This window comes from Bacillus sp. HMSC036E02 (genome assembly GCF_001836235.1).
Taxonomy (GTDB): Bacteria; Bacillota; Bacilli; order Bacillales; family Bacillaceae_G; genus Bacillus_A; species Bacillus_A cereus.
The window spans coordinates 14,968-28,120 of sequence record NZ_KV827794.1 but is presented as its reverse complement, the minus strand read 5'-3'; the positions used below and the strand labels follow the sequence as shown (position 1 = coordinate 28,120).

Here is a 13,153-nt window from a genome sequence, read left to right as displayed (position 1 = left end):
TTCGTAAATGTATCAAAAAAGTGAACAAAATAGTTATTTTATGATGAATAAATAAAAGAACCCGTTTGTTATAAACGGATTCTTCCCACAAGATTTGCAAGAAATTCAAGGTAACTAGACCGGAGCACTTATTGAATTTATTGTGATAATACTGTATGTAAAGGAATCAATAAGGTTAATGAAATTTAAACAAAATAGTTATTTGAATAAAAGGAGCCCCATTTGTCTGGGGAGCCCCTAAGGGTAATCGTCAAGTAATGACGTACTCGACTAATTAACAATATCATGAATTTTTTGGTAAAAACACTGGTAAATGTGCCCAAATAAGCAGGGCATCAATTTGAATAAAAAACGCTATTTTAGTAGAAAACGTTGAAAAAGGACCCGGAAAAGGGGTAGGGGTCCTTTTTAATGGAACAATAGAACTTTATGGGATTACCAATATGTTGCCATAAAAGGTAATTTATTTCCATGTTGTAGATATTGAGAAAACTTTATATAAAAACTTCATTTTGTATTAGGTTGGAATATAAAAAGAGCACTTAGTAAAGTGCTCTCGTGACGAGTCTCATTTTATAACGACTATTTTATAGAGAAAGGAAATCAGAATATTATATGTGATTCCAGTTAATTGAGTGCTTCTTACAAATTAAAAGCAGCTAGCAAAAGCTAACTGCTCGGTTCTCCAAGGGGGAACAAGGAGAAAATCTGATGTCATATACATTATTGACGGAATATTTAATTTTATTCACGAGAAATTATATTCTAAAATTTTGATTATGATAGTTGATATTCTCCACGTTGACCAGAAAAGAATTAAAAGTTCTAGTGAAATTCCAAGGGTTCTTTTCTTAGTTTTTTGAGATTCTTTTATCAAATAGCCAACAGCACTAATTGCTATAAGAATGAAAAGAATAAGTTCGAGTGTAACTGGCATTCTATCTACTCCTAAAAATAAGTTTGCATATAACGATTATAAGATATTTTTGGTGATTGGTAGTAAAAAATTCAACAAAATAATCTTTTTAATAGAAAGTGAGGAATAACAATGGGACAAGGTAACCGTGGAATGGCATTTGAAATGCTTATCAATCTAGCGAATGAAATGTATCAAAGAGGGGGAGTGGCACTTATCAACAAACGTCCGACTCCTGTAAAGGTGTTGAAGAGTAAGAATGGCCGTGTACTAAATGGATTCTATGAAGCTAAAAGCACAGTAGACTATGATGGTGTGTATAAAGGACGAGCTATCGCATTTGAAGCGAAGTCTACAGAGAAAGATACACGTTTTGATTTAAAGAACATTGCACAGCATCAATTGGATTACCTGGAGAAAGCGGAGAAGATGGGAGCGATATGCTTCTTCCTTATAGAATTCAGTAAGGATAAGTCAGTATTCGCAGTGCCACTATCGGTCATTCAATCTTATGTAAGGATGTCTCATCAACCAAAAGGCAAGAAGTCTATACCAAGAGCAGACTTTGATATTTATGGATACTTAGTAGAGCAGACGGAACGAGCGCCGGTGGATTATTTACAATATGTTGATGAAGCAGTAGCACCAGCTATATTTGATGGAATGATTCAATTTGATCTGGACCATAAGAAAGTAGCAAATAACATTGAAGCAACAAAAGAGAAAATGGCCAACAAGAAACATAGATTATTAAAGGCCTAGTGGATAAAGGAACCATGCAGAGTGTATAGTGGAAGCTACTCGTTATGCATGTTTCTCTTATTTAACAAAGAGATAGTAAAATTTCACGTACCTGATGTGATGTTAAAAAGACAAATTCAGAAATAGGGGGATTCCTTCATGGAGAGACAATTAACTTTATTACCAGCTATTGATAGAGAGACAGAAAAACAGGTTCAGAAAGAAGTAGTGAAAATACTAAAGGAATACCGCGCATTGAAAACGCGTTTTGAGAATGAAGTGGAGTTAAAACACGAAGGAATCAGTTTGTTCCCGGAGATTAGAGACACGAGATATATTAGCAATATCAAGTTCAAGCAGATCGATAAGGCTTTAGGGTACGTTTTAGACTATGACGAGGCAGAAATCATCAAGAAGAAATACTTAAATGCAGATAAGCCGAAAGACAGCTTTATTTACACTGAATTATCGATGAAGAAAGATCACTTCTATTATAAGAAGAAAAATGCAATTCGATTGATCGCTACATCTTTAGGGATGATTTAATAATAAAAAAAGCCAAATTAACAGTTTTTAATTAACTATCCATTTGGCTTTTTATGTTTTATTTTTTAGGCATCCATGTATGTCCGCAATTCATGCAACCATTAACAATATTTTTTCTACCAACAAATCCACTGAATAAAATTATCGGTGGTCCTAGAAGTACAATAAGAAGACCAACAATTGCAGAAAGTCCAACAACTCCATCCATAGAATTTTCAGGAACTATAACATATAAAAAATTAGAAACTATTCCAATAGTTATAAGTGTACCTAACAGAAGAAACAGAATAAAAAACGCCCTTTTGAAATTATAACCACGCTTATTACCGACTATTTGATCTGATTTGCATTTCCTACAAACCACGCGCTTTGTTACTTTTTCTTGTTGTACCGTCATGTCTAACCATCCTTGCTTTTATAAAATTATAATAGTTTAATTATATGATATTATTACCTGAACTGGATACATATATTATCAAAAAAAGAAAAAATATAATAAATTGGAATGTTTATGTTTTTAAAAACTTCGACAAAATACCGACAAAAATGGGGACTAAATAGGGGGAATTTTGATAATGAAATCAACGGTATTCTTAATGTACAAGCCCTTTGACAACCGCATATCGAAGAGGATTAGTACACCTATAAGTGAAACGTTCTTATGCGAGAATGTCACGGTAACGTATACCGCATAGTAGGGCGGGCAAGGCGGTAAGAACCCGTGTTATGACGAAAAGACCAATTAAAACAAATGAAGACATATTCCAGTGTGACGGGTGTGAGATAACTCGCATTCGTCATGCTGTTTCTATTGTATTTATCAATCAGCTCGGAATGCGTCCTCTGGGTTGATAATAAATATAAGTCTATTTCCCTCTAATATGTCGGTTCTTGAAAGTGAAATGGGGGTGGTTGCTCATGATTGAGTGACACTTGCATTCTAAAAAGCTAAAAAGTATATGTATCTCGTACATTAGTAATTACTCAAGATTCTTATTAATGACCAAAACGAGGGCAAAGAGTTCCACTCTTTGTTTGAGCCAATACAGCGGAAACATTCCCCTTCCGTCCCTCTAGTGTATTGGTTCAAACAAGGCGTCGGAAGAAACATATACGTCTTGGATATAAATCCTTTATAATTCGATATTGGTCAGCTAAGGGCCGCGCCCCCCGATATATTGACCAGCTCTACGGAGTATAAACGAGAAGATTCTTAGTCTTCTCTTAGCCACCGAACGTAAGGCGTGTAGCTAATAAGGGCTAAAAAATTACATGATGCGGTGGCTTGGAGAAGGTTGAGAGCACTCAGCCTTGATCTAAGAGAAACCTTGCCATTTGTTTTCTCTCTTTTCTCCCATCCCCTTGGAAGCTGTCACTTCGGTGATGGCTTTTTATTTTTTCTCTATTGGAAAATAGTGCTACAATGTATAAATATGGAGAATTAAACTTAAAAGGGGAATTACAAATGAAAAGAGATATGGAGTTAGTTAGAAAACTATTGGTACTTATTGAGGAACAAGATGATAATAGCAAGGAATTGAATATTCCGTCTGAAATTGATAGAAAGGTAGCAGTTTATCACTTGAATTTATTAGAACAAGCTGGTTTTACAGAGAATAAAATATTCTATGCTGATAACGCTCCTATGTGGATTCATAGTACATTAACATGGGATGGACATGAGTTCTTAGATGCAATAAAAAATGATACAGTATGGAAAAAATTAAAACAAACTATTGCAGAAAAAGGTGGGAATATCCCATTTGAAATAATGAAGGCACTCGCTATAAAAACTGCAACAACTGTCTTTTTAGGCTAATCAAGCATCCATAACGGGTACTTTTTTCTTTGTTATATAGAAATTACACATTAAACAACTTTAATAGATGTCTTAGGTATAGTTAGGGAGAGATCATATAATGAAACTGAAAGGTTTCAAACATGTTACCCATATTTTTAAGAAGAGAGCACTTACTGGGGAAGTACTCTCTTTCATTTGCACCTTTTGGTAAGGACAAGCATATATTGAAGTGTAGGACAGGCTCACTCGCTTGTATCTATCTTATTTCAATACTCATTGGAAACCCTTATCACGTTAAGAGCATCTACTGGCGCAGGTGCTCTCTTTTTATTGAACAAAATGGACATTTGGATTAAAGGATTCTATGCAAATAGGTAGAATGTAATTATTTGGTTTATATTTTAATCCAAGGGGTACAAATTCGATGCGACGTGAAAAGGATTTATTGAAACAATGGAAGGCGGATTTACAAGCTGTTCAAGAAGAGAAGAGATTGAAGAAGAAGGCTAAGAAAAAGAATAAGAAATATAGCATTCCAGGTAATACAGCTGACTTCATGGATGGAAAGAATACTTACCGTAAAGAGAATGGGGTATGGAAACAAAGAAATAAATAATGTGAGGATAAATAAATTTGATTAAGTTTATAGCAATTATCGTAGGCGCTGCCGTGATCTGGGTGGCGTCTTGTTTGTTGTTAAGGAAAGATAAGACGTGAGATAGATTTGCAAATTGAAATATTATTAGTTTGAAACATAGACTAGTAAACAAACTATTTCTATCTTTTAATCATAGAATATGATGAATTCTATTTTAGAGGAGGGAATCATATCTATGGGATGGGATAATAATTTTGGACATTCCCGAGATTGTAATAGATTTTGGGATGATTTAGTATTTTGCGGTTGCGGACGTAGACGAAGAAGAAACGATTTTAACGACTGTCATTGTAGACGTGATTGCGATTGTGATGAGTGTCGTCGTAGACGTAATCATGACCGCGATCGTGAGCATGAACATGGACATGGTGAGCATCGAGATTGGTAAAGCCTTTTGAAAGAGTGCGATGAAAAAACGCACTCTTTTTTATTATGTTTTTAATTAGTACTTATTAACCCGAAGGACGCAGTTTCAATTGGATTTAACATTTTACAAAACAAGCGAACACAACGAACGAAAATAAATGTCCTACTTAACTGTCTAAAAGTTGACCCTTTTGTACAGTTGAAATATATAGGGTAAAAACTTTGTAAACAGATAGTTGTTAATGTCTAAAAGATAGTCTAAAATAAAAGTATATAATTCTTAAGACTTTTAGACTATTTTGAGGTGATTTGGATGGCTATCGTTGGTTATGCAAGGGTGAGTACAAAAGATCAAAACTTAGATGCACAAATTGAAAGGTTAACAGAATATGGATGTGAAAAGATATATTCTGAAAAGTACAGTGGAGCTAATAGTGATCGGGAAGAATTGCAAAAGGCATTAGAGTATATGAGAGAAGGGGATAAATTTGTTGTTTGTAAAATAGATCGTTTAGCTAGATCGATATTTGATTTGCATAAGATTGTAAATCAATTAGCTGATCGAGGAATAGCGGTGGTATTTCTTAAAGAACAAATTGATTTCTCTACACCAGCAGGTAAATTGATGTTTACTATGTTAGGGGCTATTGCTGAGTTTGAAAGGGATTTAATTAACGAAAGAACAGCTGAAGGAAGAGAAAGAGCTAAAGCAATGGGCAAACATATGGGGCGTAAGGGGCAGGATGAAAAACAGGTGAAGCAGGCTATGAACTTATTCTTTAATAGGAAAGAGAATGGTTTGAGTGTAAATGATATTTCAAAAATGACGGGAGTTCCGCGTTCTACTATTTATGCTAAAGCGAAAGAATTAAAAGAGGAGGAATTATGATGGAGGAATATGAACAGCTACGGCAGGAATTTTGAAATATAAGTAATCAGTTAAAGTAGCGAATCCGCTGCTTTTTTATTTTATAAAGAATTCACTTTAAACATTTCTTATAACTAAGAATACTTATGTAAATATGGGAAACAGATTTGATTCTTGGAATGAGGGGATCGATGTGGATATAACGAAAAGTATGGCAAGAATAGTTGTTAATGGGATAAATCTTCCGTTTACTTCAGTTAGTACAACTGCATGGATTAATGGACCTGCAAATGATTTAATTGTTACGACTAGGCAAAGAGTGAATGAGCTTTATCGTGTTATGTGGTCGCGGGTGCCAGTCATGCTAACAATGTATTTCATTCAGGGGGCGGACATGGTGAGATTTGCTAGGGTTGCAGGAGTTGATGAAAGTATAACGGGAGAATATATATATCATTTTATTTGGTGATAAGAAGAACTTTAAGTAGCCTAACAGCTGCTTTTTTATTTTATAAAGAAAAAGGAACCATAGGCCCCTTAATTCGATTCAGAAGTTCTGTAGTTTTTCTTGATGATATCTCGCATGTTTAAGATAAAGAATAGAAGGAAAACCAAGGCTATGATACCGTTAATCCAGTAGTATGTATGTCCTGTTGTGAATCCAGTATAGAAAGAAAGGGAATTCCAAATTAAAAGGATTGTTGAACAGATAGTAGAGATCAATAATGCACTAAAACTTCTCATGATTTTCACCTCGATTCAAAATGTTAGAACTTATTTATAATTCTACATTTATATAAACGGATTTACAAGAAGAGGAATAAAAAAAGAACCTGCAAACCTGCAGATTCTCCTGATAATGATTTATGGAGCAAGACCCGAAAATATAATACAATAATTCGAAAATGAGTTCAAGTAAATAAAAAGAACCCGCTGGAGTTCGGGTCCTTTCGAAGTGATGATGTTTTCTCGGCTTAGGAACTGAGAAAATACAAAAATATAATACATCGAGTTTTAGAGAATTTCAATACTTATAGAAAAAAGGAATCCCGAAAGATCCCTTTTTCTAATTCCGATATATCTTAATCGCATATAAGTAAAGACATAAAATATTATATAACAATAAATAAATTCAAACAATAAGTAATTTAATGTTCAACATAAGGAGTAGCTAGACAAGTTACTTCCTATTATATAGAAGGTGGTGGGTGATATGAAGTGAAACAAAAACACGAGTTAGCTCAAGAAGATTACATGCAAGGTATGAAGTACAAGGAACTGGCTGAAAAATATGAGGTCAGTGTTAATACAATTAAGTCCTGGAGAAAAAGGCATGGTTGGAATCGAAAGAGGGTGCACCAAAAAGATGAAAAAGGGTGCGCCCAAACCAAGAAAACAGGTGCACCCTTTGGCAATAAGAATGCGGTGGGTAATTCGGGTAACAAGAACCCTAAATGGGGTAATAAGAATGCTGTGGGTCATGGCGCTCCAAAAGGGAATCATAACGCTATGACGCATGGATTTTTCCGCAAACACTTTCCAGAAGATGTGGCGGATTTAGCTGCTGAAATCATGGAGAAGCATCCAATTGATATGTTATGGGAAAACATAACGATTCAATACACAGCTATTATTAGAGCACAACGCTTGATGTTTGTTAGATACCAAGAAGATACGACGAAGGAACTACGCAAGAATAAAGTTACAGAGGGTGGATTTGAAGAAGAATGGGAAATCCAATTCGCTTGGGACAAACATGCCACATTCCTAAACGCTCAATCCAGAGCAATGAGCACTTTGTCTTCGCTTATTCGAGACTTTGATAAGTTAGCTAATATTGATGATGAAAGACGTGCTAAATTGAGCCTGATGAATGCTCAAATAGACAAGATTAGAAATGAATTAAAAGACGAAAATCCAGCGGAAGACAAAATCGGTCAATACTTGGATAAGTTAGAAGGTGCGTTTAAGAAATGAGCATGAACGAGCTATATAACAAAAAGCAACAACAAGTATTGAATTACGTTTATAACAATGACTACTTCATGTTAATACAGCATGGAGCTAAACGTACTGGTAAAACAATCTTAAACAATGATTTGTTCCTTGCTGAGTTAAGACGAGTAAGAAGAATTGCTGATAATGAAGGTGTAGATTTACCACAGTATATATTGGCTGGCGCTTCATTAGGTACATTAGCAAAGAACGTATTGATTGAACTCACAAATAAGTATGGCCTGGATTTTCAAATGGATAAATATAATCGTTTTAAACTATTTGGAGTGCTTGTTTGTTGTACTGGTCATTCTAAGATAAGTCATTTAGATACTATTCGCGGTATGACTGCTTATGGCGCTTATGTGAATGAAGGCTCTCTTGCTAATAAAGATGTATTCGATGAAATTAAATCACGCTGCAGTGGTGAAGGTGCTCGTATATTAGTCGATACAAACCCAGACCATCCGGAACATTGGTTGAAAATAGATTACATTGATAAAGACGACAACGTAACAATCAAAGCATTTCAATACGAATTAGATGATAATACATTCTTAAACGAAAGATACAGAGAGCGTATTAAAGCTTCTACTCCTGAAGGAATGTTTTATGACCGTAACATAAAGGGATTATGGTGCAGTGCTGATGGAGTTGTATATAAAGACTTTAATAAGGATGTACATTATATAGAAGAAACTGATCTAAAAGATATTAAATTCACGAAATACTTCGCTGGTGTCGATTGGGGTTACGAGCATTTTGGCTCCATTGTTGTTATTGGTGAAGATGATGAAGAGAATCTATACCTTTTAGAAGAACATGCAAAACAACATGAAGAAATAGATTTCTGGGTAGGTGTCGCTAAAGACGTAAAATCACGCTATGGTAACATCTTTTTTTATTGTGACAGTGCAAGGCCTGAACATATAAAACGATTCAAACGAGAGGGATTACGAGCAAGAAACGCTGATAAATCTGTCTTATCTGGTATAGAAATGGTTGCAAAGTACATCAAAACAGAAAGCTTCAAGGCTGTATCTGAGCGTGTGGAGCGATTTAAGAAAGAAGTATTCATGTATGTTTGGAATGAGAAAACAGGTGAACCAGTGAAGGAATGGGACGATGTATTAGATGCTGTACGATATGCTATTTATACAGAGAAAAGTGAAAATAGAAAAGCAAGAGCTGTTAAATCAATTTATTAAGGAGGTGAGACGATGTTTGAACACTATATTCCGTTGCTGGATGAACAGAATGGCGAGCCTACCTCAAAGTTACTAAAAAAAATTATTGATGAGTTTGAACCATTAAAACAACGTATGATTAACAGGTACGAGCGATACAAAGCAAGTGAAAAGGGAGTGCCTATCTTTACTCGCGAGTTTAAAGGTGATGGTAATAAAGACAAGGTTAACAATAAGCTAAACAATGACTTCTTCTCTGAAATTATTGATACAAAGATAGGGTATATGTTTGGGTTGCCTATCTCATACAGCTTAGATCATGAAGATGATGAGGTATTGAAACGTATTCAGGACTTTTTAAAAGCGAATCATACTGAGGATGCTGACGCAGAAACAGGGAAGTTCGCTTCTATTTGTGGATACGGAGCGAGACTACTGTATCACGATAAAGAAGGCATCGAAAAGGTTATGAATATCAAACCTTATGAAGCTATATTTCTTACGAATTCAAGCATTGCAGAACCTAAATACGCTATACGCTGCTATCCAATCAAAGTAATTGATGGTGATGATTTCAAGGATGGTTACAAAGTAGAGTTTTACAATGAAACAAACATTATTGAGTACACTGGTGAAGATTTAGATAAGTTAACAGAGACTGAGCGTATTCCTAACTTATTTAAAGGTGTGCCACTTATTGGGTTTCCTAACAATGAAGAATTACAAGGAGATGTAGATAAAGCTATATCACTTATTGAAGGTTACGACCGTTCGTTTTCCGATGTAAACAGTGAAATTGAACAGTTTCGTCTGGCTTATATGATCTTTAAAGGCGTTGATATAGATGATGATACTATCGAGAAGCTAAAACAAACAGGAGCTCTTGATGTAGGTGAGAATGGTGAGGCTTCTTTTTTAACTAAGGACCTTAATGACAACATACTTGAACACCATCTCGACAGATTAGAAAAGAATATATGCCGTTTCACAAAGCATGTGAACCTTTCTGATGAATCATTTGGTGGTAACCTTACTGGTGTTGCTATTCGTTACAAGTTATTAGCTTTAGAAACTAAATCAGGAACATTAGAAATGAAGTTTACTAAGTCATTGCGACAACAATTTAAGTTATTGTTTGACGCTTGGAACTTACGCTCAAATAAAGGAGGGCTAGACTACCTTTGTATGACGTTCCAATTCACGCGAAACCTTCCAGCTAACTTAGCTGATGAAGCTGATGTGCAGTCTAAACTCCAAGGTTTAGTAAGCGAAGAAACACGATTATCTATGTTATCTGTTGTTTCTGATCCGAAAGCGGAGATACAGAAGATGCAGGAAGAAGAGGCTGATTCCATGAATCTCGACAAGGTAGGTGAGCCTAATGGAATGGGACAAGAAGCAGAAACACCTCCAAAAGATAGAGGACAAACTGGAAAAGGCAATTCTCTACCTGTATAAAGATGCTTTAGGAGAAGTCAGAGGAATACTGGCTTTTTATTATGCCAAATATGCCGTAAATGAGCAGTTGAGTATGCAGGAAATGCGCCGATTCAATCGATATAAGAGCATGCAAAGTGAACTGCAACAAGTAATTAATGAAATTACATATGAGAAAAAGAAAACTCTCAATGAAACGCTCTCCAATCAGTATGGAGAGTCTTTTTATTATACGAGTTATCTCATCGAGAAAGAAGTCGGCGTGGCTCTTTCGTATGGTCTTCTTGACCCGAACGTCATTAAACGAGCGGTACAAATGCCAATCGATAAAATGACACTTAATCAAAGGTTAAGTACACATCGAGTACAGATAGTTAACCGAATACGCAGAGAGTTATCTATCGGTCTTAGAAAAGGCGAAGGATATGCAACAATGGCAAATCGGATTAAGCCGATACTTGATGGTGATGCGAAGAAAGCCCAAATGGTCGCTTGGACAGAAAGTGCTAGGGTGCAAAACTTAGGTACTTATGACAGTGCTTCTCACGCTTTTGATAAAGGTGTATCAATGAAGAAGATTTGGATTTCTACATTAGATAAACGTACGCGTCCTACTCACCAAGCAGCAGATCATCAAAAAGTACCGTTTAAAGGATTATTTAAAGTCGGTGGTTATAGTTGCGAATACCCACATGATAGTAATTTACCTGCTAAAGAAGTTGTACGATGCCGCTGTACTTTCATTACTGAGGTAGCGGATGCTAGCCCATTTGTTGAGAGAAGGGCCAGAAACCCAACTACAGGTAAGAATGAGGTTATTACCGCAGTTAGTTATGAAGAATGGAAAGACTCTCTTGAATAATAAAAAACACTTGAGGGCTTATAGATTACGAACTTAATAGGGCGCAATTATAGGAACTCAGAGGAGGAATAATAATGAAACAATTACAAAAGCAAGCGGAAGTACAGTTTTTAAAAGAAAGAGAACTAACAAAGTTACCGTTTCGGTTATCAAATCTGCAATTCTTTTCTGATCCTGCAATACCTGCAGATGAGACACTACAGAATGAACAAACATCACCTGCGGATGATATAAAAGATTCACTAGTTGAAGAGCAAAAAGAACCGCCAGTTGGTGAACAAAAAGAACCGAAATTAGATGATGCAACAAAAACATTTATTGAGAAGATGGTACAATCAGCGGAAGATAGAGTGCGCTCTAAATATTCGAAAGAACTGAATGCAACAAAGAAGGAATTAGAGAACTATAAAACCGCGTCTATGACTGCCCAAGAGAAAGCTGAATATGAGATGAAGCAACTTCAGGAACAACTAGAAGAGCGAGAAAGAGTACTTCATCAGAAAGAAATGCAGAGTGTTGCATCAGATGGTTTATCAGCGTTTGGATTGGATCTTAAATTTGTAGATTTTGTTATTGGTTCAGATGTAGAAGATACAAAAGTTAGGGTGTCAAAGTTTAATGATTTATTCTCTACTGCATTAGAAGTAAAAGTGGCTGAAAAGTTTAAAGCTGCTGGCCGAGAAATCCATGTTAGTGGCGGAACTGGAGGGGGATTTACGAGAGAACAGGTAAATTCAATGAGTCAAGCTGAAATTAATGCGAACTGGGCACAAATTCAGAAGGATATGCGTAATTGGGGTAAGTAGCACTAGGAAAGTTAAGTGATTTGAATGGTACAGTCAAAAAATATAAAACGAACAAAAGAGATTGCTATTTTAGTAATCTCTTTTGTTATGGAAAAACATTAAGGAGGAATTAATATATGTCAGTATCAACTTTTATTCCAACAATTTGGGAAGCGCGCTTGATGGCGAACTTCCACAAGCGTTCTATTGCGGATTTAATTACAACAACGCCAACGAAAATCGAGGGTAATAAGATTATCTTTAATCGTGTAGGTGCAGTAAATGTAAAAGATTATAATGGTACAATCGAATGGGATGATACTAACCCTTCTAAAGTAGAAATTAATATGGATCAACAAAAGTATTTTGCTTTCAAAGTTGATGATGTAGATGCAGTTCAGGCTGCTGGAGATTTAATCGACCCACATACACAAGAGGCAGGAGCGGTACTTCAGGAAACCGTTGATACATTCGTATTAGGGCTTTATAAAGGCGCTCATAAAACTCATACAATTGGGAGTGACTCTAGTCCAATTGAGTTATCACCTAAAAATGCATATGATTACATTGTAGACTTAAATACGATTTTAAATATTAAAAAGGTTCCTAAAACTGAACGATTCACAATCATCAATTCTCAGGTTTTAGGTTTATTATCTAAAGATGATCGCTTTACTAAGCAACCTGTTGTTTTAGAAAATGGTATTGTTGAAGGACAGATTATTAATGGATCACAAATCGTTGTATCAGAAGAAATTCACGGTACTGGTGGTAAGTATAAAATTTTAGGTCTTCATAAGTCTGCCATTGGATACGGGACACAGTTAACTGAAACAGAGGCACAACGTCTGCAAAATTCCTTTGCAGATGGTATTCGTGGTCTTATGGTTTATGGTGGAGATATCCTTCGTCAAGAGTCAATAGCGGTACTTACAGCTACAGTTACATCAATTACTCCGGAAAAACCAGGTGGAGGGGCTTAATAAGCCTT

General features: G+C 35.6%; 16 protein-coding genes. 13 read left to right on the top strand and 3 right to left on the bottom strand.

What is annotated here, in order from left to right; all coding sequences use genetic code 11:
• Positions 1-748 precede the first annotated feature (748 nt).
• Positions 749-937 carry a hypothetical protein gene (locus tag HMPREF2590_RS00160; protein ID WP_001145515.1) on the bottom strand — a complete coding sequence of 63 codons (189 nt, stop codon included), beginning with the start codon at positions 935-937 and terminating at the stop codon, positions 749-751.
• A 111-nt stretch (positions 938-1,048) separates the two neighbouring features.
• On the opposite strand from HMPREF2590_RS00160, the gene HMPREF2590_RS00155 reads away from it, so the two are divergent.
• On the top strand, positions 1,049-1,678 hold the full coding sequence (locus HMPREF2590_RS00155) for a Holliday junction resolvase RecU (protein ID WP_070861244.1): 630 nt from the start codon (positions 1,049-1,051) through the stop codon (positions 1,676-1,678).
• Between the two features lie 138 nt (positions 1,679-1,816).
• Positions 1,817-2,203, top strand: a complete 387-nt coding sequence (locus HMPREF2590_RS00150) for an ArpU family phage packaging/lysis transcriptional regulator (RefSeq protein ID WP_070861243.1) — start codon at positions 1,817-1,819, stop codon at positions 2,201-2,203.
• A gap of 58 nt (positions 2,204-2,261) precedes the next feature.
• On the opposite strand, the gene HMPREF2590_RS00145 is transcribed toward HMPREF2590_RS00150, so the two are convergent.
• The gene (locus HMPREF2590_RS00145) at positions 2,262-2,600 is read right to left on the bottom strand and encodes a hypothetical protein (RefSeq protein ID WP_000218072.1); all 339 of its coding nucleotides are present in this window, start codon (positions 2,598-2,600) and stop codon (positions 2,262-2,264) included.
• A gap of 1,068 nt (positions 2,601-3,668) precedes the next feature.
• Between HMPREF2590_RS00145 and HMPREF2590_RS00140 the strand changes: the two genes are divergently transcribed.
• The 5 genes from HMPREF2590_RS00140 to HMPREF2590_RS00125 all read left to right on the top strand — a co-directional run bounded on the left by HMPREF2590_RS00140 (position 3,669) and on the right by HMPREF2590_RS00125 (position 6,365).
• A complete protein-coding gene (locus HMPREF2590_RS00140) occupies positions 3,669-4,022 on the top strand; it encodes a DUF2513 domain-containing protein (protein WP_050822307.1) in 354 nt (117 codons plus the stop codon).
• A gap of 406 nt (positions 4,023-4,428) precedes the next feature.
• Positions 4,429-4,620 carry a hypothetical protein gene (locus tag HMPREF2590_RS00135; RefSeq protein ID WP_001250601.1) on the top strand — a complete coding sequence of 64 codons (192 nt, stop codon included), beginning with the start codon at positions 4,429-4,431 and terminating at the stop codon, positions 4,618-4,620.
• Between the two features lie 217 nt (positions 4,621-4,837).
• On the top strand, positions 4,838-5,050 hold the full coding sequence (locus HMPREF2590_RS28340) for a hypothetical protein (protein WP_080451094.1): 213 nt from the start codon (positions 4,838-4,840) through the stop codon (positions 5,048-5,050).
• A gap of 291 nt (positions 5,051-5,341) precedes the next feature.
• A complete protein-coding gene (locus tag HMPREF2590_RS00130; protein ID WP_001018890.1) occupies positions 5,342-5,917 on the top strand; it encodes a recombinase family protein in 576 nt (191 codons plus the stop codon).
• 133 nt (positions 5,918-6,050) lie between these two features.
• Positions 6,051-6,365 carry a hypothetical protein gene (locus tag HMPREF2590_RS00125; protein WP_070861242.1) on the top strand — a complete coding sequence of 105 codons (315 nt, stop codon included), beginning with the start codon at positions 6,051-6,053 and terminating at the stop codon, positions 6,363-6,365.
• A 68-nt stretch (positions 6,366-6,433) separates the two neighbouring features.
• On the opposite strand, the gene HMPREF2590_RS30595 is transcribed toward HMPREF2590_RS00125, so the two are convergent.
• Positions 6,434-6,640, bottom strand: a complete 207-nt coding sequence (locus HMPREF2590_RS30595; RefSeq protein WP_083325410.1) for a hypothetical protein — start codon at positions 6,638-6,640, stop codon at positions 6,434-6,436.
• 474 nt (positions 6,641-7,114) lie between these two features.
• Between HMPREF2590_RS30595 and terS the strand changes: the two genes are divergently transcribed.
• The 6 genes from terS (at position 7,115) to HMPREF2590_RS00095 (ending at position 13,145) form a co-directional block, all read left to right on the top strand.
• A complete protein-coding gene (terS, locus tag HMPREF2590_RS00120; RefSeq protein ID WP_070861240.1) occupies positions 7,115-7,873 on the top strand; it encodes a phage terminase small subunit in 759 nt (252 codons plus the stop codon).
• On the top strand, positions 7,870-9,099 hold the full coding sequence (locus HMPREF2590_RS00115; protein WP_141763520.1) for a PBSX family phage terminase large subunit: 1,230 nt from the start codon (positions 7,870-7,872) through the stop codon (positions 9,097-9,099). The genes terS and HMPREF2590_RS00115 overlap by 4 nt, the downstream gene beginning before the upstream one ends.
• Before the next feature lie 12 nt (positions 9,100-9,111).
• Entirely contained in the window at positions 9,112-10,536 is a 1,425-nt protein-coding gene (locus tag HMPREF2590_RS00110) for a phage portal protein (protein WP_070861239.1), read from the top strand.
• Positions 10,537-10,609: 73 nt separating this feature from the next.
• Entirely contained in the window at positions 10,610-11,377 is a 768-nt protein-coding gene (locus HMPREF2590_RS00105; RefSeq protein ID WP_070861249.1) for a phage head morphogenesis protein, read from the top strand.
• A gap of 74 nt (positions 11,378-11,451) precedes the next feature.
• On the top strand, positions 11,452-12,183 hold the full coding sequence (locus HMPREF2590_RS00100) for a DUF4355 domain-containing protein (protein WP_070861238.1): 732 nt from the start codon (positions 11,452-11,454) through the stop codon (positions 12,181-12,183).
• A 116-nt stretch (positions 12,184-12,299) separates the two neighbouring features.
• Positions 12,300-13,145 (top strand): phage major capsid protein, encoded by an 846-nt coding sequence (locus HMPREF2590_RS00095; RefSeq protein WP_000116908.1) that lies wholly within the window; start codon positions 12,300-12,302, stop codon positions 13,143-13,145.
• Positions 13,146-13,153 lie beyond the last annotated feature (8 nt).